Origin of the sequence: Paenarthrobacter sp. NPDC018779 (assembly GCF_044391085.1) — a bacterium.
Lineage (GTDB): Bacteria > Actinomycetota > Actinomycetes > Actinomycetales > Micrococcaceae > Arthrobacter.
This window is the reverse complement of the sequence record NZ_JBIRZS010000005.1, coordinates 165,249-185,025: the sequence shown is the minus strand read 5'-3', so window position 1 is coordinate 185,025 and position 19,777 is coordinate 165,249. Positions and strand designations below refer to the sequence as shown.

General features: G+C 65.1%; 17 protein-coding genes. 8 read left to right on the top strand and 9 right to left on the bottom strand.

The window, feature by feature from the left end; translation table 11 throughout:
• Nucleotides 1–23: 23 nt before the first annotated feature.
• Complete coding sequence (locus tag ACH488_RS08630) at nt 24–3,449, bottom strand: SNF2-related protein (RefSeq protein ID WP_397323548.1); 3,426 nt, start codon at nt 3,447–3,449, stop codon at nt 24–26.
• Between the two features lie 165 nt (nt 3,450–3,614).
• Between ACH488_RS08630 and ACH488_RS08625 the strand changes: the two genes are divergently transcribed.
• Both ACH488_RS08625 and ACH488_RS08620 read left to right on the top strand, forming a co-directional pair.
• Nucleotides 3,615–4,463: a hypothetical protein gene (locus tag ACH488_RS08625; RefSeq protein WP_397323546.1), complete on the top strand. Its 849-nt coding sequence runs from the start codon at nt 3,615–3,617 to the stop codon at nt 4,461–4,463.
• Nucleotides 4,464–4,788: 325 nt separating this feature from the next.
• Nucleotides 4,789–5,673: a hypothetical protein gene (locus ACH488_RS08620; RefSeq protein ID WP_397323545.1), complete on the top strand. Its 885-nt coding sequence runs from the start codon at nt 4,789–4,791 to the stop codon at nt 5,671–5,673.
• A 174-nt stretch (nt 5,674–5,847) separates the two neighbouring features.
• Here the strand turns inward: ACH488_RS08620 and ACH488_RS08615 are convergent, their stop codons facing one another.
• Nucleotides 5,848–6,369, bottom strand: a complete 522-nt coding sequence (locus tag ACH488_RS08615) for a hypothetical protein (RefSeq protein ID WP_397323543.1) — start codon at nt 6,367–6,369, stop codon at nt 5,848–5,850.
• A gap of 134 nt (nt 6,370–6,503) precedes the next feature.
• Between ACH488_RS08615 and ACH488_RS08610 the strand changes: the two genes are divergently transcribed.
• On the top strand, nt 6,504–7,001 hold the full coding sequence (locus ACH488_RS08610; protein WP_397323542.1) for a sigma-70 family RNA polymerase sigma factor: 498 nt from the start codon (nt 6,504–6,506) through the stop codon (nt 6,999–7,001).
• The gene (locus ACH488_RS08605) at nt 6,998–7,660 is read left to right on the top strand and encodes an anti-sigma factor family protein (protein WP_397323540.1); all 663 of its coding nucleotides are present in this window, start codon (nt 6,998–7,000) and stop codon (nt 7,658–7,660) included. Before ACH488_RS08610 ends, ACH488_RS08605 begins: the two co-directional genes overlap by 4 nt.
• Here the strand turns inward: ACH488_RS08605 and ACH488_RS08600 are convergent.
• The 3 genes from ACH488_RS08600 to trmB are packed head-to-tail and all read right to left on the bottom strand — an operon-like array spanning nt 7,643 to nt 9,452.
• Complete coding sequence (locus ACH488_RS08600) at nt 7,643–8,131, bottom strand: type II toxin-antitoxin system RatA family toxin (protein WP_397323538.1); 489 nt, start codon at nt 8,129–8,131, stop codon at nt 7,643–7,645. The two genes, ACH488_RS08605 and ACH488_RS08600, sit on opposite strands and share 18 nt — an antisense overlap.
• Before the next feature lies 1 nt (nt 8,132).
• A complete protein-coding gene (locus ACH488_RS08595; RefSeq protein WP_397323537.1) occupies nt 8,133–8,525 on the bottom strand; it encodes a hypothetical protein in 393 nt (130 codons plus the stop codon).
• 21 nt (nt 8,526–8,546) lie between these two features.
• Nucleotides 8,547–9,452, bottom strand: a complete 906-nt coding sequence (gene trmB, locus ACH488_RS08590) for a tRNA (guanosine(46)-N7)-methyltransferase TrmB (protein ID WP_397323535.1) — start codon at nt 9,450–9,452, stop codon at nt 8,547–8,549.
• Nucleotides 9,453–9,634: 182 nt separating this feature from the next.
• Here trmB and ACH488_RS08585 point away from each other — a divergent pair, with 182 nt between their 5' ends.
• On the top strand, nt 9,635–10,891 hold the full coding sequence (locus tag ACH488_RS08585; RefSeq protein WP_397323608.1) for an MFS transporter: 1,257 nt from the start codon (nt 9,635–9,637) through the stop codon (nt 10,889–10,891).
• 71 nt (nt 10,892–10,962) lie between these two features.
• On the opposite strand, the gene ACH488_RS08580 is transcribed toward ACH488_RS08585, so the two are convergent.
• Both ACH488_RS08580 and ACH488_RS08575 read right to left on the bottom strand, forming a co-directional pair.
• Nucleotides 10,963–12,255: an MFS transporter gene (locus ACH488_RS08580; RefSeq protein ID WP_397323534.1), complete on the bottom strand. Its 1,293-nt coding sequence runs from the start codon at nt 12,253–12,255 to the stop codon at nt 10,963–10,965.
• A gap of 25 nt (nt 12,256–12,280) precedes the next feature.
• Complete coding sequence (locus ACH488_RS08575) at nt 12,281–13,498, bottom strand: M20 family metallopeptidase (protein ID WP_397323533.1); 1,218 nt, start codon at nt 13,496–13,498, stop codon at nt 12,281–12,283.
• 139 nt (nt 13,499–13,637) lie between these two features.
• Here ACH488_RS08575 and ACH488_RS08570 point away from each other — a divergent pair, with 139 nt between their 5' ends.
• Nucleotides 13,638–14,675, top strand: a complete 1,038-nt coding sequence (locus ACH488_RS08570; protein ID WP_397323532.1) for an Lrp/AsnC family transcriptional regulator — start codon at nt 13,638–13,640, stop codon at nt 14,673–14,675.
• 130 nt (nt 14,676–14,805) lie between these two features.
• On the opposite strand, the gene ACH488_RS08565 is transcribed toward ACH488_RS08570, so the two are convergent.
• Together ACH488_RS08565 and soxR are read right to left on the bottom strand one after the other, a co-directional pair.
• Nucleotides 14,806–15,534, bottom strand: a complete 729-nt coding sequence (locus ACH488_RS08565; protein ID WP_397323530.1) for an SAM-dependent methyltransferase — start codon at nt 15,532–15,534, stop codon at nt 14,806–14,808.
• A 110-nt stretch (nt 15,535–15,644) separates the two neighbouring features.
• Nucleotides 15,645–16,106 (bottom strand): redox-sensitive transcriptional activator SoxR, encoded by a 462-nt coding sequence (soxR, locus tag ACH488_RS08560; RefSeq protein WP_397323528.1) that lies wholly within the window; start codon nt 16,104–16,106, stop codon nt 15,645–15,647.
• A 63-nt stretch (nt 16,107–16,169) separates the two neighbouring features.
• Between soxR and ACH488_RS08555 the strand changes: the two genes are divergently transcribed.
• Together ACH488_RS08555 and ACH488_RS08550 are read left to right on the top strand one after the other, a co-directional pair.
• The gene (locus tag ACH488_RS08555; protein WP_397323527.1) at nt 16,170–17,570 is read left to right on the top strand and encodes an MFS transporter; all 1,401 of its coding nucleotides are present in this window, start codon (nt 16,170–16,172) and stop codon (nt 17,568–17,570) included.
• A gap of 330 nt (nt 17,571–17,900) precedes the next feature.
• On the top strand, nt 17,901–19,643 hold the full coding sequence (locus ACH488_RS08550) for a DEAD/DEAH box helicase (protein ID WP_397323526.1): 1,743 nt from the start codon (nt 17,901–17,903) through the stop codon (nt 19,641–19,643).
• Nucleotides 19,644–19,777 lie beyond the last annotated feature (134 nt).

Genomic DNA, 19,777 nt, shown 5'->3' with positions numbered 1-19,777 from the left:
ACAACTGCCAGTCAGTTGGCAGGCTACTCCGCGAACAGCGCTGCCAGATCCTCCGCCGTCAACGAACCGCCGGCCAAGGCATCGCCTTCCATCACATCCGCGAAGAGCTGCGACTTCTTGGCCTTCAACGCCATGACCTTCTCTTCGATGGTGTCCTTGGCAACCAGCCGGTAGACCATGACGTTCCTGGCCTGGCCGATGCGGTGCGTGCGGTCCACGGCCTGCGCTTCGGAGGCGGGGTTCCACCACGGATCCAGCAGGAACACGTAGTCGGCCTCGGTCAGGTTCAGCCCAAACCCGCCGGCCTTCAGCGAGATCAGGAACACGGGAGCGCTGCCGTTCTTGAATTCGCTCACTACGTCGCCTCGGTTCCGGGTGCTGCCGTCGAGGTAGCAGTATTCGATGCCCTCGGCGTCCATCCGCTCGCGGACCTTGCCGAGGAACCCCGTGAACTGGCTGAAGATCAGGGTGCGGTGACCTTCGGAGATGATGTCCTCGAGCTGCTCAAACAGGACATCCAGCTTGGACGAGCGGACGGCGGAGAGGGAAGAGTCCACCAGCGAAGCGTCCAGGCTCAGCTGCCTCAGCAGGGTCAACGACTGGAAGATCGTGAAACGGTTCTTGTTGACGTCGTCGATCAGCCCCAGGATCTTCTGCCGCTCGCGCTGCAGGTGGGTCTGGTAGACCTTCTGGTGGCGCGGGTTGAGCACTACCTCGAGGACCTGTTCCTGCTTGGGCGGCAGGTCCTGGATCACCTGCTCTTTGGTGCGGCGCATCATGAGCGGACGCACACGACGGCGGAGCTTGCCCAGTTGCGCAGAGTCGCCGTTTTTCTCCACGGGCTTCTGGTAGTTTTCGGCGAACCTCTTGGGACTGGGGAACAGCCCGGGCGCCACGATCGAGGTGAGGGCCCAGAACTCCATGAGGTTGTTTTCCAACGGAGTACCCGTGATGGCCAGCTTGAACCGCGCCGGAAGTTTGCGCGCGCACTGGTACGCCTTGGACTGGTGGTTCTTCACGAACTGGGCCTCGTCAAGCATGAGCCCGGCCCACTGGAAGTAGGCGTACGCCTCATAGTCGATGCGGAACAGGGCATAGGAGGTAATCACGACGTCGGCACCCGCCATCGCCTCCGACGGCAACAGGCCACTCTTCGCGAAAGTCTCCGTAACGGTGCGCACCACCAGGCCCGGAGCGAACCGCTGCGCTTCGGAAGCCCAGTTGCTGACCACGCTGGTGGGGGCAACCACCAGGAACGGGGCCCTGTCGTTTCCGCCGGCTACGGCCAACTCCTGCGCCGCGCACATCAGCGCAATGGCCTGCACGGTCTTGCCCAGGCCCATGTCGTCGGCCAGGACACCGCCCAAGCTGTGTTTGTACAGGAAGCTAAGCCAGTTGAATCCTTCATGCTGGTACGGCCTGAGCTCAGCGTTGAGGCCGGCCGGCAGCGGCAGCCCGGTCACGCCGTCGTCGAGCAGTCCACCTACCGACTCCCGCCACGCAGCTGCTTGCTCGTCCACGATCCCCAGCTGCGCCAGCTCGTCCCAAAGCCCCACCTGGAAGCGGCTGATCTGCAGGCTGCCGTCCTTGTTGTCCGGATTGTCCTGGAGTGAGCGGGCCTCGTCGATCAGCGCGCGGAGCTGGTGGAGTTCGGGGAGGTCCAGCGAGAAGTGGGCGCCGCTGGGCAGGAGCATGCGTGTTTGTCCGGCGGCGAGCGCGGAAAATACTGCGGCGAAGGACACCGGTTCGCCCTCGAGGGTGATGACGATCCCTAGGTCGAACCAGTCGCCGCTGGCCGTTTCCTTGGTGGAGATCGAGACGACCGGTGCCTCTTCCGCCTCGCGGTAGTCGGCGATGTCACCGGAGGTCTCAACCACGACGTCGGGCAGTTCCCTGAGTGCCGGCAGCACCTCTTCGGTAAACGCGAGGGTGTCCAGGCCGCCCAGTTCCGCGGTGGCCGTGAGCCGCGGCGCGCCCCAACCCCCGGTGGCGGACTCTGCCAGGGCGGGAACGGTCTCCCAGGGGTGCCCCAGCGATTCAAGAATGCGGGCCTCGGCGGCGTCGTCGCGGTACCCACGGTCATCGGGATGCCGCCACAAAGGCTGTGCCGTGACCAGCGTCCCCGAGGTGTAATGCCACTCCCAGTGCAGCCTCACCTTGTGGTCGTTGCCGTAATTGGCCAGCAGGGAGAGCGTGGGCACGGCCAGTGTGGGCAGCTCCACGGACTCGTCAGCCGCCTGCACGGGCGTGGACTGCCGAAGCTTCGGGTAGAAGGAGGTGAGGAAGCGGCTCTCGTCCTCCGCCGGGATCTGCAGTGTGGAACCGTCAGTGACGAACTCCAGGAGCTCGTCGCTGATGGTGCCATCGATCGGGGCCAGCGTGATCAGGTTCTTCTGCGCCGTCACGCCGGGCAGCGTTTCGGCCCCGGATTGCGTGAAGAAGATCCCGTTGGCCGGCTTGCCCAGGAAGCCCACAGTTCCGGCATCAACCTCCTCCCCGCCTACGGTCACCAACGGCGCAAGCTGCAGGCCGCCGTCGTGCTTTCCGCTTGTGGTGCCGTTCGCGCCGGGCCGAGCCGCGCCGGGCCGGGCAAGGCTGAGGCCGACGACGGCGGGTTGGGACTCGACGCGGACAGGCTCGCTCCCAGCCGCATGAATCAGCGGGATTCCGGCCTTTGTTGCTTCATTGAGGAGTGCCCAGAGGTTTTTGCCTGTGAAGTCGTTCAGGCTCAGCCACATGGCACCCGACGGTTGCTGCCGGCCGTTGGGGGAGCCGTGGGCCGCGAGGAAGGTTTGCAGCCACTCCACCTGCGTTTCGTTGAATTCGCGGCGGAAGCTGACGTAGCTGAGGTTGTTCCAGGACACGTCGCCGCGGATCCACTTGCCCTTGGCGCCCATCATCATGGGGCGGACCTTGAGTTGCCGGACACTGCGCACGGGGTCGCGGCGGCCTGTGTAGGAGAAGTGGGCTGCCGGTTCCTCCACTTCGAACTGCAGCGCGAGCTGAATCCCGGCGGGGCTCTGCGCCGGACCCGGCTTGGCGATCAGCCTGTTGAGGGCGAGTTCCCACGCCGGGCGGGTGCCGGCCTGGTCCGGGCGGGCTGTTTGCATGCCGGGAGCCTGGGCCAAAAGCTGCGCGCGGATGCTCGGGTGGTCCTCAGCGGTGAAGAGGAGGGCGGCAACGTGCTTGCAGTCCTTGCGCACCGGGCAGCTGCAGATGCCCACCGTGCAGCTCCAGCCGCTGGGTTTGCGGACGAGTTTTGCCGAGGTGGAGTAAGGCTGCGGTGTGTTGCCGCGGACCTTGCCCAGGAGAAGCCCCGTGGCCGAATCGAACGTGATGCCCGTGACCCGGCTGCCCATGGCATAGGCCAGTCCGGCCGCGAGGGAGCGGTCGTTAATGGCAGGTGTTTGTATGGCCAGTTCCCAATTGTCATCGGGGTGGGACGGCATGCAGGCGGCTACTTTCGGCAGGAGGTTATCTGCTCAATCTTAGTCAGCCCGGAGCGGCCCCCAAACTTCGCCCACCGTTAACCTGAACCTCGATTGCGGCGCCATTCGCGCGCGTACGTTGAAGGTGTCCGGAGCACCATCAGCTTTCAGCAGTGAGGATTTCCCATGACTACCAACGAGTACCCCGTCGTCCTGAACAAGACCGCCGTCGAAGCCGGCAATGGGGACGTAGTGGATTCCAACGTCAACGTAGTGAATGAGATGTACGCGGAGCTCCTCAACAGCGACGAAATCGCACCGGCTGCGGTCAACAGCTACTTTGTTGACTTCTACCTGACGCAGGCACTGGCCGGTGGGTTTGCCCAGTACGTGTTCACTGCTCCCGAGCGCGACGAAGTGGATGCCTTTGTCCGCGCCGGATTGGAGGGAATCGGCGCTGCCCGGCATCTGGAACTCTTCAACCGCACCGCTGCTGCGTTTGACGCGTTGTCCGAAGACGAGGCCGAGGCCTACCTCGATGGCGAGCTGGACGAGTCCGAGTCAATGCCTGCATCGGTGGCGTTGCTGGATGAACTCGACGGAGAGTTCGAGGCACTCCTGGAAGAAGAGGACATTGTGGACCTCAACGCCGAATACCTCCGCAGCCAGCCCGGCCTGCTGGTCCTGTCTGAGGAGGACATCGAGGCACACATCGCCGAGCGCGTTGCCCTGATCCCGGACCTTGAAGAGCGCCAGGCCGAGGCTGAGGAGGAAGCCATGGCCAACGCACCCGAGTTCGAAGTCATCATCCGCGAACTGTGCGACGTTGCTGGCTACTCCCTCGAGAAAATCACCATGGGCGATCCGAACTACGAGCACGACGGCGTCACTACCCTCGCGTGGCACTTCTCCACCGATCACGGCGACTACATCATGATCGAGGACGAAGACGAGGCCTTCATGATCCACCCCGAGACGAAGGAAATCATCGCGGCCGTGGAGTTCGAGGAGTCAGACGAGTTCGTGGAGGCGTAGGCTTCCCTGTTCTCATCGCCGGGTTCGCGGGAACACTGCCAGCACCCCCGGAAGTTTCCGGGGGTGCTGGTTTGTTTCCAGCGAACCCGGGAGTCTCCGGCCGTTGTCCGCGCCGCGTTCGCGGGAACACTGCCTGATCGCGTGGAAGTTTCCGGACGGTGGGCACGCTTCCAGCGAACCCGGTTCCTGAGGCACCCGTGACTGTCCACATAGGCCCATTTCAGCCTTTTGCCGGTCCCCGTTGTGTGGCGATGCTGGGCAGGTGAGCACACCGCCAGAAACATCCAGATCTCCCAAAGTTCGGGGACTCCCTGCGAGCGGAAATATGTGGCGAACCGAGCAGTTGCTCGGCATGGGCCACAACAGTCGAAGCATCAAAGCGTTGTTGGACACCGGGCACATCCAACGGCTGAGGTACGGGTGCTACATCCGGACCAGCCGTTGGGATGCCTTGGGTCCGCGCCAGCGTGCCCTGCAACGGATTGCTGCCCACGCACACGGCACCCTGACAACGTCCACCGGAAGCTTCGTCTACAGCCATCTCTCCGCGGCCAGGCTTCACGGGCTGTTCTTGTTCGGGGTAAATGACAAGGTTCACTTGCTTCACCCGGTCCGCGCCTCCGCCGACCGTTGGGGAAAGGACGTGCAGGCCCATACTGAAGCCCTCTCCGAGGTCCAGGTCAGTACGGTCCGGGGCTTGAGGGCGACAACGCTTGAGCGGACGGTTTCCGACTGTGCCCGGATGCTCAGCTATCCCAAGGCCTTGGTCATCGTGGATCACGGGCTGCGGCTGGGCGCCAACCGGGCCCTGGTTGAAGAGCTGGCCGACGCCTCTGCCGGCAAACGGGGTGTCCGGATTCTGCGCAAGGCTCTGCAAAACGCTGATGTTCGCGCAGAATCGGCCGGCGAGACGCTGACGCGGGAACTCATGCAACGCCTGCGCATCAGGCTCCCCGAGCCGCAGTTCAAGGTGCGAACCCGGCTAGGCGAGCACCGGATGGACTTCGCCTGGGAGGAGGAGAAGCTCGCGCTGGAGTTTGATGGGCGGACCAAATACTTCGACTACAAACCCACCGAGGAGGTCATCTTCCAGGAGAGGCGTCGCGAGAAGGCCCTCATGGAAGATGGTTGGCGTTTCATTCGCATCGAATGGAAGGACTTATTCCAGGAACGGGCGTTCAAGGAACGCATTCTGCGGGCGCTCGGATGACGGTCCCTGCGCTCAGTTCGCCGGAAACCTGCCAGCACCCCCGGAAATTTCCCGGGGTGTTGGCAGGTTTCCCGCGAACTCGATGCGGACAGGGGAGGTTTCCCGCGAACTCGGCGGGGAACGGAGGGGTTCCCGCGAACCCGGCGCGGGAAGGGCGGGGTAGCCGGGCCAGACTCAGTACCCCGTGCTCGCGGCCCCCTTGATCATTTCGCCGCTTGGGCTCACCAGGTACCAGACGTTGCTCACGCCCTGGCCAGTGACGTCGCCCGGGGCCTTGTCCTTGGCGTAGTAGTACAACGGCATCCCGTTCAACGTGACCTGCTTCTTCCCGTCAGGCGTCGCGATGGTTCCCACGGTGCCCGTGACGCCGTCAACGGTGGGGGCGTCCGCCGTCGTCGTAAATACCGGCCAGGCCGCGAGGCAGGCTCCTGTACATGCGCTGGTTCCCGAGTCCTTGACGTCCTTGGTGAAGAAGTAGAGGCTCATTCCTTTGCTGTCCACCACGATCTGGCCGGCGCTGGAAGAAGCCACTTTCATCTCTGCGGCCGCGGCCGGGCTGGACGAAGCCGCCGCCGAGGAAGCGGCAGCGGAAGAAGCCGGCGGCGCCGACGCAGAGGATCCCGAACTCCCGCCGCATCCTGCCAAAGCGGCCACGAGGGCCAGTGCCCCGATTCCCAGGCTGAGTTGCTTTTTCATCCTTAGCTCCTATGACGAGCCGGCCGGACGGGTCGGCGCTAACCCGTACGACGCCGTGGGGTGAAGAATGGTTCAAGGGTGAACCGCGCGGGCGTAAAACGCGTCGTACGGGGTGACAAGCGAAGGAGGTGGCTATGCCGTTGGACGAGGACGTGGTGGCAGCGATCTACCGCGACCACGGCACGGCCCTGAAACGCTTCGTCCTGAGTTGCACGCCCGATGCGCATCTGGCGGACGACGTGGTGCAGGAAACCATCCTGAAGGTGTGGCAGCACGCTCCTCAGATCACGGGCAGCCTGCGCAGCTACCTCTTCAGGACCGCGAGGAACGTGATCATCGACAATTACCGGAAAGCCCAGCGGCGCCCCACGGAAACTGGCGAGCATGACCTCCCGGACCAAGGCGCCACAGAACGTGTGGACGAACTCCTCAACCGCGTGCTCATGGAGGAGGCGCTGCTGAGGCTCAGCCACGAACACCGCGAGGTGCTCGTGGCCCTGCACTACCAGCGGTACACCGTCACGGAAGCAGCACTGCAGCTGAACATTCCGGCGGGCACTGTGAAGTCCCGGGCCTTTTACGCAGTGAAGGCCCTCCGAACGATCCTTGACGAAATGGGGGTGGAGAAATGAACGGCGAATCCGTCCACCAATTGCTGGGGGCTTACCTGTTGGGCGGCCTGGAAGCGGACGAGGCCCGCGCCTTTGAGGACCACCTCACGCGTTGTGCCGAGTGCCGCAAGGAGTTGGAGGAACTCGAAAGCCTCCCCGCGCTGCTCGACGCCGTGCCCGCCGCGGACGCCGTCGCCCTCACCACTGCTGGCGCAACGCAACCGCTCACACCCTTGGAATCCGCTCCGCAGGCCCTCCTGGTTGACCTGTCGGCCCGCAGGCGGAAATCACGACGGCGGTGGGCGGCCGTTGTGGGTGGCGTGGCTGCGGCGTGCCTCGCGGTGGGTGTCCTGGCCGGTCCGATCCTGAACCAGCCGCAGAAGCCTGACGCCAGCTACTCCGTACAGTCCGGCGATGGCCTGCAATTGACCGTGGGCATGGTCAAGAAAACCTGGGGGACTGAGCTGGACGTTGAGGGCCGGAGCATGCCCCTGGAAGGGACGCTTTACCTGTGGGTGAAGGGTCGTGACGGTGCCGAGGAACGGACCTGCGGGTGGACGGCCACGCCGAGTGGGCGCATCAAGATCACCGGTGCCACGCCCGTGCAGCTGACCGGTATCGCGGGAGTGGAGTTGAGGGACGACTCGGACAAGACGGTGGCATCAATTTCCGTGCCGTGATGCGGCGTGCAGCTCGGCCACGAGTGCCGGGTCCTCGCACGCCTTGGCGAACGCTTCGATGCGCCGTTCGATTTCCCGGCCCAGCACCACCAGCCCCACCTTTTCGGCAAGGGGCGCCAGCCAAGCCGGCTTGCAAGAGAAGGTGTACTTCCAGACAGCCCGGGTGCCGTCGCCCTCAGGAGTGAACCGCCAGCCGCCACCGAAGTTGTCGAAGAACCACGGCCCGGCCACCATGGTCATTCCCACGTTGCGGGGTGGTGTGTAGGAGACGTACTCCGTGACCATCGTCAGCCCCATCCGGGACACCGTTCTGGTCCGCACCCCTTTGCCTGCACTCCTGGCACCGTCAACAAAGGACTGGGCCGAAATGAATGGATCCCATTTGAGCCGGAACGCACCCGTGGTCTGGGAAAGGGCAAACGTGGTTTCCGGGTCGAGCCGGATGAACCTCTCTGCGCGTACTTGAGGCATGTCAGGCACCTTGCCCGGAACCGAGCAACAGGATGACCAGGAATGCCACGCCGAACACGTTGACAGCCATGATGGACAGGCCGATGATGCCCGTGACCCGTCCGGCATTCATGCGGCCGGACCGGAACACGGCGATCAATCCGGAAACCATGGACACCACGGCCAGGAGGACTGCCAAGGCAGCGAAAGCCAGTGCGCCTACCCACCACGCGTCGTTGCCTTGGTTGTAGCGGCTGATCTGCGAAGCAACTGCCGCGATCCCCAAGGGTATGCTCACCACTGCGGCCACCGGCGAGAGCACCGCGGCCACGATGCTCGTGATCCCTGCGCCCAACCCAAGTGTCCGGGTCCGTGGCGGCTGCTGATAGTAATCAGCCGGCGGTTGGTAGCTCATGGTTCCCCCGAAATCCGTTCGCTAGATCTTGCGGTACGTGAGGTCGAAGATCATGCGCCCGGCCTCATGCGCCTTGTTCTCGAAACTGGTCCGGATGCGGCCCTCGAACCGTGGCGCCCAGCCGCCCTCCTGGTCAACGCCCTCATTCGGGCCGGTGTGCTCCGTGCTGACAGGGGCGCGGCCTTCCTTGACCGGCGCACCCCCCACCACGGATTCGACGCCGGATTGCCACACTTGCGTCAGCGGGCTCTCCTCGCCGCTGCGCTCGCCGTCGTGCATGTTCTCAAATTCCGTGGAGCCCGCCAGGACTTCGCGGACGTGGACGGCGTAGTTGGACCAGTCAGTAGCGATGCGCCAGTAGCCGCCCTTTTCGAGGGCTTTCGCCGCAACGGATGCGAAGGCAGGCTGGATGAGGCGGCGTTTGTGGTGCCGGGCCTTGTGCCACGGATCCGGGAAGAACACCCAGAGTTCGCTGACGGATCCGGCAGGGAGCATGGATTCCAGCACCTCGGGAGCATTGGCTTCCACCACGCGCACATTGGTGAGCCCACGAGCGTTGATCTTCATGATGGTGTTGGCCAGCCCGGGGGTGTAGACCTCCACGGCCAGGAAGTCCTTGTCCGGGTTCTGCTCCGCTGCGTGGACCACGGCGTCGCCCAAACCGGAACCAACCTCGACGATCAGGGGAGCCTTGCGCCCGAACACTGCCTCTGCGTCGAAGACGTATTCCGGGTGCACCGAGGTGTTGGCTACATGCCGCGGGACCTGGACGGCCCATCGCTCTGCGTGTTCTTCCCAGGCGGCCTGCCTGCGACCCTGAAGACGGGTGCCGCGGCGCACGAAGCTGACCGGCCGGCCGCCGTAGGTTCCGAAGGAGGCCTGGCTACCGGGAGTAATGGGGCGCGGGGATTCTGGGGTGTCACTCATCTCTTATCCAGAATACGTTGCCCCGCTGGCTCTGCAGCGCCGGGTCTGTGGCCAGGGTCGCCACAATAGGTGAGCAAGCCAAAGTACTGCGTTCGCGCCCGACTGACAGAATAGGACGTGTGACCTCCTCCCAGAAGCCCGCCAACGCAGGGAAGCCCGCCTCATCAGCGCAGCGCCCAGAGATGTCCGCGAACAAACGCTCCTTGCCCGAGGTCGCGGTGGATGCCGAGATCGACGACGACCCCGCGGCAGCCCCCACCGAACTCAGAGGCAAACGCGGCCTGGCGTATCTGGCGGTCTGCCTGATCCTCATCGGGCTCAACCTGCGGACGGTCTTCTCCAGCTTTTCCGCTGTGCTCCCGGAAATAACGTCCGACGCCGGTCTGCCGGGCTGGGCGGTTGTGGTCCTGACCACCGTGCCAGTGACCTTGCTCGGTGTCTTCGCACCCCTTGCTCCGGTCCTGGCCCGCAGGTTCGGGGCTGAACGGGTGCTCCTGGGAGCCATGGCAGTGCTCACGGCGGGCCTCCTCATCCGGCCCAGCGAACTCCCCGGAACGGGCCATGTGCCATCACTCTTGCTGGGAACGGCCGCCTGCGGCGCAGCGATCGCACTGTGCAACGTGCTTCTCCCCGGCGTGGTGAAAAGGGATTTCCCGCACCGGCTGGGCCTCATGGGCGGGCTCTACACAACAGCCATCTGCGCGTCGGCAGCCCTCGGGGCGGGCTTCACGTATCCGGTCTTTGCGGCAACCGGCCACTGGACCTCGGCGCTGTGGTTCTGGGCGGTGCCTGCCGCCGTCGTGCTTTTGCTTTTCCTGCCGTTGGCCGTCAGGCAACCGTCGATAAAGCACCAAGCAACGCACGGCGGGGTCAACGTGTGGCGTTCCGCGGTGGCGTGGCAGGTGACGGCGTTCATGGTGCTGCAGGCCATGATGTCGTTCAGTGTGTTCGCGTGGCTGGCGCCTATCCTGCGCGAGCGAGGCGTTGATGGCGGCACGGCCGGCTTGATGGTGTCGGTCTCGATCGTGCTGCAGATGCTGGGCTCATTGTTTGCGCCGGCGCTGGCCACACGGTTCAGGGATCAGCGGGCCATCAACACTGTTGTGGCGTTGATGACCGGCGGAGGTTTCGCACTCAGCATTTTTGGGCCAACCGAGCTGATCTGGCTCTGGACCGGGCTGCTTGGCCTGGGCCAGGGTTCGCTCACGGCGGTGGCCCTGACGATGATCATGGTCCGCACCCGGGATGCCCACACGGCCGCCCACCTGTCTGGAATGATGCAGGGCGTCGGGTACGGAGTGGGTTCCACCGGCACCTTGATGGTGGGCCAGCTTCACCAGGCAACAGGTGGTTTTGCTGCCGCCGGAATCCTGTTCCTGGTGGTCGGTTCGCTCGCGGCATTCTTCGGGTACCGGGCCGGCCGCGACCGCTTCGTTTAACCCAAGTAGGGGACAGCTCCTGTCGCTATGAGGGCTCATAGCGACAGGAGCTGTCCCCTACTTGGGAGAGCCTAGACGGTCAGGTCCTTGCCCTTCGTCTCAGGAATCGTGAACACGAACGCGATGCTCAGCACCAGCAGGATCACGGCGTACACGTTGAACAGGTAACCCTGGCCGATGGTGCCCAGCCACGTCTGCAGGTACGGAGCCGTGCCACCGAACGCGGCGACGCAGATGGAGTACGGAACGCCGACGCCCACAGTGCGGATGTGCGTGGGGAACAGCTCGGCGTACACGGCCGGAACAATGGCGGCACTTCCTGCGATGAAGAACAACATCACGGACATGGACACGGCGAGCTGCCATGGGGAATCCTTCAGCAGCCACGTCATGGGGAAGTGGAGCAGGGCCGAGCCGGCGGAGGACATGATCAGGACGGGCTTGCGGCCGATCCGGTCGGACAGCTTGCCCCAGAACGGCAGGGCTGCAATGAACACGACGTTGGCGATCACGCCGGCCCAGAGAGCCGCGCCGCGGTCCATCTTCAAGGCGGTTGCTGCGTAGCTCGGTGCCACGACGCCCCAGATGTAGTAGACCACCGTGAGCCCAACGGTCAGGCCGATGACCTGCAGCGCCTGCTTGCGGTACTTGACGATCTGCGGCCACATGGGGGCACGCTTCTCCTTGGGAGCCTCGGCCTCGAACGCCTCGGTTTCCTTCATCTTGGAGCGCATGATCAGGGCGTAGACGCCCAACGCGCCACCGATCAGGAACGGGATACGCCAGCCCCAAGCACTCATGTCGTCCTTGCTCAGGACGGCCGTGAGGATCGCGCCGAGCAACGTGCCCGCCAGGATGCCGGCGGTGCCGGAGGTGTAGATGAGGGTGGCCCAGAATCCACGCTTTTCCTTGGGTGCCATCTCGGACAAGTACGTTTGCGACGACGGCAACTCACCACCGTGCGCCAGGCCCTGGATGAGGCGGGCCACCAGCAGCATCACGGATGCGAAGGCGCCAACGGCAGCGAAGGTAGGGGCGATGCCAATCAGGAGGCTGCCCACTGCGCCGAGCGCGACGGCGATGGTCATGGAGGTCTTGCGGCCGATCCTGTCGCCGATCCAGCCGAACACGAAGCCACCGAACGGGCGGGCAACGAATCCGACGGCGAAGATCGCCAACGTGGACAGCACGGCCGAGGTTGGGTCTGAGGTGCTGAACAGGGCACTGGCGATGAACGGCGAGAAAGTGGCATAGATGGCCCAGTCGTACCATTCCACGGCGTTGCCGATGCCGGTGCCCACGAGCGTGCGCAGGTGGGATTTGTGGACCTTGACGTCAGGGGACGTTCCAACGGTGGCGGTCATGGGGTTCTCCAAAGGGGCCGTGGGGCTAGTTGGCGGAAAGGGTGGCGATGCGGGATACGGCAAGTTCGGCATAAAGCGCCGCACCGTCGGTGAGGACGCCGTCGTCGAACGTTGCGTACGGCGAGTGGTTGAAGGGCGACGTCGAGTGGTCGGCGCCGGGGGCAACGGCACTGAGTCCCACGAAAGTTCCGGGAACCTCGGCGAGGACGCGGGAGAAGTCCTCGGAGCCGCTCAGGGGAGTGGCCATGCGGGTGAGGCGGGATTCACCGAACATTCCGGCGATGACCTTTTCGGCCGTGTTCGTCTCATCCTCGTCGTTGATGGTGAGGGGATATTCCTGCTGGTAGTCCACGTCCACCTCCAAACCGTGGGCCGATGCGATGCCTTTGAGCAGTTTGGGTACTGCAACCATCATCTTCTGCCGCGAGTCCTCGGAGAAGGTCCTGATGGTTGCTTCGATGCGGGCGGTCTCCGGGATGACGTTGCGCTTGGTGCCTGCGTGCAGCACACCGACCGTGAGGACCACGGGATCGAACATATTGAACTGCCGGGTGACCATGACCTGAAGGGCCGTGACCATCTCAGCGGCGGCAGTCACGGGGTCCTTAGCCGAGTGCGGCGCCGAGCCGTGGCCGCCCGCGCCGAGGACGGTGACCACCAGGCCGTCGGAAGAACTGAGCATCACGCCGTTCTTGGTGACGAACTGGCCGTGCGGTTCCAGCGAGGAGAAAACGTGCATGCCGTAGGCGGTGTCCGCACGGCGGCCCGCGGCATCCAGGACGCCCTCGTTGATCATGTAGCTCGCACCGTCGAATCCTTCTTCGCCGGGCTGGAACATCAGCACAACGTCGCCGGCCAACTGGTCCCGCCGTTCTGCCAACAAGGTGGCCGCCCCGGCAAGCATGGAGGTGTGGAGATCATGTCCGCACGCATGCATCGCGCCGTCCAACCGCGAGGTGTAATCAACGCCGGTGGTTTCCTGGACAGGCAGTCCGTCCATATCGGCGCGCAGGAGGACCACCGGCTTCTCGGCCGAAGCGTGGGCCGCGCCGCCGCGCAAAACCGCGGTGACCGACGTCGTGTCCTTACCAAGCGTGATTTCGTACGGGAGTCCGTCCAGCGCCTTGAGCACCTTTTCCTGCGTGCGGGGGAGTTGCAGGCCGATCTCCGGTTCGCGGTGGAGGTCGTGGCGGAGGCGAACGATGTCTTCCTGCAGTTCCTTGGCGTCGGCGGCGATGGTCATGTGTTCTCCTGTGGTGCTCGGCGATTGCTTCCTCATGCCATTCTGTGGTGACCTGATTCACAGATCCTGAAACATCTGGAAATCTGCATTTTCAGGCACAGGACACAGGATTCGTGCATCATTGCGGGAGAATGTACCCATGGAACTCAGTGAAGAAGATCTGCGCCTCATCAACGCCCTGCAGATTTCACCGCGGATCAGCTGGTCCGACGCCGGTGATGTCCTGGGCGTCCACGCCACCACCCTGGCCGCGCGATGGGACCGGCTCCGGGCGGTCGGCGCAGCGTGGACCACCGCCCACCTCATGGGCGACCCCAAGAACATGTGCCTGGCCATGGTGGATATTGATTGCGACATGGACCTTCGGCCGCAGGTTACAGCTGCCGTCGCCGAGCTTCCCGAGGTCATCACCGTGGAGGAAGCGGCAAGCAACCGTGACCTCACTCTGACGGTGATCACCCAGGATCTGGACGAATTCAGCACCAGCCTGCTGCCCCGGCTAAAGGAAGTCCGCGGGCTCACCAAGTACCACACGTCCCTCTGCACGCGCATCCACACGAGCGGTTACGCCTGGCGGCTCAACGTGCTGAGCAAAGCCGAACAGCAAGCGATCCGCGCGCTCGCCGGCCCTGAGTCGGCCAACCCCTCGGCGCCGGACGCCATTGTGGTCCCGCTCCCGGAAAGCCACCTGGCCCTCATTCCGTTCCTGGCCCGGGACGGCCGCGCCTCCGCCGCCGAGATTGCGCGTGCCCTCGGCCGCCACCCAGCTACGGTCCAGCGGCAACTGGGCAGGGTACTCGCCAGCCGGATGCTGTCCTTCCGCTGCGAGATCGCACAGAAATTCTCCGGCTACCCCGTCACCGTCCAATGGTTCGCCAACGTCCCCGCCGGCCAGCACGAGGCCGCCGCCACCGAGCTCCGCGCCATCAGGAACGTCCGCTTCTCAGCCTCCACCACGGGGCGGACCAACTTCACCATGATCATGTGGCTGCGCACTTTGGCCGAGGTCATGGAGATGGAACTCGCCATCCAGCAGCGCATCCCCGGCGTTGAGCTGGTGGAAAGCGTGGTCATGCTCAACACGGCCAAACGCGTCGGCTGGATGCTCAACCCGGACTCCACAGCCACGGGAACGGTGGTGGCACCTTACCGCGAACTGCTGCCGGAGGCTGTTTAGGTACGACGCCGGAGCGCGGCTTGGGTGCCTCGGTCCGGCGACGCTTGGGCTGGCAGTGCCCCGGGCGGCTGGGAAGCCGAGTGCCGCGGCGGTGTTCGGAGCGAACCGAGGCCGGGCGGCTCCCGGTTCGCTAGGGCTTCTTCGTCGCCCGCAGGACCGTGTCAAGGATTGTTGCGGGGTTGCCGTCGGGATCGTCGATGGTCCGCTCCCGGGCTTCCAGGACGTCAATAAGCCAAGGACCCTGTTCCAGGCCGAGCGATTCCGCCAGCTCGTCCGGCGTGAAGAACATTCCCGGTTCGTGGTGGTGACCCCATGGGGCCAGTCCGTGCGGGTGGTGCCCAACGATCAGGAGCGTGCCACCCGGTGCAACCGCAGCCGCTGCCTTTGAGGTGGAGTCCTGCCAGGGCAGCAAGGGGGAGTGGAGGAAGTGTGCCGAGACCAAGTCGAAGACCGGCTCGGGAGTCCAGTCAGCCAGGTCCTGCTGCTGCCAGGTGATCCGGTCCTGCTGGCCGTTGTCCACTGCGTGCCCGGCTCCGCGTTCCAGGGCCACGGTGGAAACGTCCATGGCCGTGACCTGCCACCCCTGCTTCGCGAGCCAAATGGCGTCGCCGCCCTCGCCACAGCCAAGGTCCAACGCCGTGCCCGGTTCCAGGCCGTTGGTTTCTGTCACCAATTGGGCGTTGGGGTTGCCGCTCCAGATCTTCGGGCGCTCGCGGTACATGCCGTCCCACATGTCCACGGCGTTGTCCGCGTCCTCGTGGAGGTTCAAGCGACCCTGCTGGTCGCCGTGTTGGTGGGTTCCGCCGTCGTGAGTGTGCGCGTGTTGGTGGGTGCCGCCGTCGTGAGTGTGTTCAGCCATGACCCAAGCGTGCCGGTCGCCGGCAAGGGTGCGCAACACCTGTTGCTGTTCTGGCAAAATCTGACTGGCGGTTGTTGTTGTTCTCAGCTGGGAACAACCACAACTGCCAGTCAGTTGGGTGCGTTCCAGCGCTGGGCGCCCGCACCGCCTACCCCGAGTTCGTCCGAGGGATTCTGCAGCGTGCACGATTTCAGGCTCAGGCATCCGCAGCCGATGCAGCCATCGAGATCGTTCCGCAGGTGCTGCAGCGCGGCGATCCGTTCGTCGAGTTCTTTCCGCCAGCGCAGGGACAGCCTGGTCCAGTCGCGTTTGGTGGGCGTCCGGCTGTTGGGCAAGGAATCCAGGGCCTCACGGATGTCCTTCAGCGGCAGGCCCACCCGCTGCGATGTCTTGATGAACGCCACCCGTCGGAGCGTCTCGCGGGCATAACGGCGCTGGTTGCCCGGGGTGCGTTCGGCGCTGATGAGTCCGTTGCGTTCGTAGAAATGAAGGGCCGACGCAGAGACTCCACTGCGCTCGGACAGCTCGCCTACGGTGAGGGCCCGGTGCGCGTCGCCGGATACCTGCGGCATGATCCAACCTCCAGCGGCGTGTGAATTGACCTCAACAATAGTTTAGGTTCTAGGGTAGCGTGCATGACCCCTGACACTTCAACGGCCGGTATTCTGCGCCGTCCCTACCTTTTGGCCACCGTGGGCACGTGCGCGCTCGTCTTCCTGAGTGCCTTCGAATCCCTTGCGGTGACCACTGTCATGCCGGTGGTCAGCAGGGATCTGGATGGTGCCAGCCTGTACGCGTTGGCTTTCGCCGGTCCCTTGGCTACGGGCGTGATGGGCATGGTGGGTGCGGGCAATTGGTCCGACCGCCGGGGTCCCCGGGCGCCGCTTTACGCCTCCGTAGGGTTGTTCGTGGTGGGCCTGCTGATCGCGGGCATGGCAAGCACCATGCCGATGCTGGTCCTCGGCAGGCTGGTCCAGGGCCTTGGCGGAGGTGCCATGACCGTGGCCCTCTATGTCCTGGTGGCACGGATCTACCCTCCTGCCCTGCACGCCAAGATCTTTGCCGCCTTCGCCGCGTCCTGGGTGGTTCCCTCGCTCGTCGGGCCCTTCGCGGCGGGTGTGGTGGCGCAGTTGAGCAGCTGGCACTGGGTGTTCCTGGGCGTGGTGGGACTGGTCATTCCCGCGCTGGCCATGGTGGTGCCGGCCATGCGGGGCATGGCGTCGGTCGACGCCAAGGAACCCGTGCCGTGGGCTTTCGGACGCATTGGGTGGGCTGCGTTGGCCGCCCTGACTGTCCTGGCACTGAACCTGTCCGCGGAGGTTCCAGGATTCGGCGTGGCGATTGCCGCCGTCGCGCTTGTCCTCGCGCTGATCGCCGTGCGTCCGCTGGTTCCGCGCGGGACCCTGACGGCACGGCGGGGGCTTCCCAGCGTCATCCTGTCCCGTGGGCTCGCGTCAGCGGCGTTCTTTGGCGCCGAGGTTTACCTGCCGTACCTGCTGACCGAGCGGTACGCCTTCACGCCAACTTTCGCCGGGTTGACCCTCACGGGTGCGGCGCTGGCATGGGCGAGCGCCTCTGCTTTGCAGGGCCGCCTTGGTTCCCGGTTGGCTGACGCGTTTGCTGTGAGGGCGGGCGCCATCCTGGTGTTGGCGGCCATTGCGCTTGCCTTCGTTACGGCCGCACTGAGCCTCACGCCCGTAATCGCCATTGCCGGCTGGCTGTTCGCCGGTTTTGGCATGGGCCTCATGTACCCGCGGCTGAGCGTCATGACCCTTGCCCTCTCCACCCCGGCCAACCAAGGCTTCAACAGTGCTGCGATGTCCATCTCAGATTCCCTCGGTGGGGCCCTGTCGCTCGCCACCACGGGACTGGTCTTCGCGGCATTTACGACGACGGACTCGTTTGCGGCGGTCTTCGCACTGACGGCGATCATCGCCGTCGTCGGGGTTGTGGTGGCCCCGCGGGTCGCCGCCCGCACGGTGTCATCCGGTGCCCGGGACGGCGAACCCGAGCTCTCCCTCACCCAGCCCAACTAAGGGACAGCAAACGTTGCACTGAGGGCTCAGAAGAACGTTTGCTGTCCCCCAGTTGGGTGCCCGCTGCAAGGAGTGACCCTCAAACACTGCTAGAATGGGATCACTTGATGTGCGGTGACGCCCTGAATGTTGGCTCGAAAGAGCGCAAATGCAGGGCATTTTTCATGTGAGAGGCACATCCTGCGTCGATGAACGCGTTCCATTTGGTCCCGGCCAACGCTGCTGCAGCGAACCGGTAGACCACCTGACTTTTCCTCGGCGAACCCCTGGCCCAACCGGCGTCGGGGGCCGATGTCCGTCACTGGACACCGCCCGAAAGACATGAAGTACATGACTACTTTTGCTGCCCTTGGCACGCCCAAGGCAATCGTCGAATCCCTCGCTGCAAACGGCATCGAAGAGGCATTCCCCATCCAGGTCAAGACCCTGCCGGACACGCTGGCAGGCCGCGACGTCCTGGGCCGTGGCCGCACCGGCTCCGGCAAGACCATCGCTTTCGCCATCCCGCTGGTGGCACGCCTTGCCGAGCGGGAAGCCGGCTACTTCCGCAAGCCGGGCCGCCCCATGGGCCTGGTCCTCGCGCCGACCCGTGAGCTGGCAACCCAGATCAACGCCACGGTTGAGCCGCTGGCCAAGGCCATGGGCCTGAACACCACGGTGATCTACGGCGGCATCTCCCAGGCTCGCCAGGAGAAGGCCTTGCGTGCCGGCGTGGACATCGTCATCGCCTGCCCCGGCCGCCTCGAAGACCTGATCCGCCAGCGCATCCTGACCCTCGAAGCCGTCGAGGTGACCGTGCTGGACGAGGCCGACCACATGGCGGACCTGGGCTTCCTCCCCGTGGTCAAGAAGCTCATGGACATGACCCCCAAGCAGGGCCAGCGACTCCTGTTCTCGGCAACGCTGGACAACGGCGTTGACAAGCTGGTCAGCCGTTACCTGTCCAACCCGCTGACCCACTCCGTGGACGATCCGCAGGCCGCGGTGACCACCATGGAACACCACGTGTTCGTGGTCAATGACCAGACCGTCAAGAAGCAGCTCATCGTCGAACTGGCCTCCGGCGCAGGCCGCCGCGTGCTCTTCATGCGCACCAAGCACCACGCCCGGAAGCTCGCAAAGACCCTCACGGATGCCGGTATCCCCGCCGTTGACCTGCACGGCAACCTGTCGCAGAACGCCCGCGACCGCAACCTTGCCGAGTTCTCCAGCGGCGACGTGCGCGTCCTGGTGGCCACCGATGTCGCAGCCCGCGGTGTGCACGTTGACGACGTCGAACTCGTCATCCACGTGGACCCGCCCACAGAGCACAAGGCTTACCTGCACCGCTCCGGCCGTACGGCCCGCGCAGGTTCCGACGGCACCGTGGTCACGCTGACCCTCCCGGACCAGCAGCAGGACGTCAAGAAGCTCATGCGCGCAGCGGGTGTGGATGTGTCGTTCGAACGCGTTACCGCCAGCTCCCCGCTGGTCGCCGAGCTCGTGGGTGAGGTTGCGGACAAGGTGGATCCCCGCACCCGCGCCGCGCTGCTCGCGGCCAAGCTCCCGCAGCAGGGCGGCGGAACGTCCACCGGCGCCAACGCCCAGCGCAAGCGCGCCCGCCGTTCCGGCCAGGCTGCACCCACCGCTGGTGGCCGTGGCGGCCGTGGTGGACGCGGCAAGGTTGCGGCCGAGCCGGTGCGCACGGACCTCCCGCGTGCCGAGCGCCGCGCAGCAATGAACGACGACGTCGCCCGCAACTCACGCGGTCGCGGCAAGTCGGGTGCCACGCACCGCAACGACGTTCCCGGCTCGCAGGGGCAGAACGGCCGCAGCGGGCGTCCGGCAACGGGCCAGCGTGCAACCGGTGGACAGCGTTCGGCTTCGGCTCCGCGTTCCGCATCGACCACAACGACGCGCAGCAGCGGAAACAAGGCCGTGTGGTCGTCGAACACTGGCGGTACTTCGGGTGGCTCGTACGGTTCGGGGAACTCCGGAAACTCGGGTCGTGGGGGATCCGGCTCGGGTCGTCCGGCCCGCAGTGGTCCGCGCCGTGCCTCGGCTCCGGCGTCGAACGAACGCCGCGGCCGCTAGGTCCCCGCAGGCTCCCTCGACTCGCAAGCTCGGCCAGGGAACCCTGCCTGCGTGGGCCCTGCTTTGGAAGGCCCGCTTTGCGCGCTATCCGTTAGGAATGGCGCGCAGAGCAGGCCGCGCAAGTTCAGGTCCCA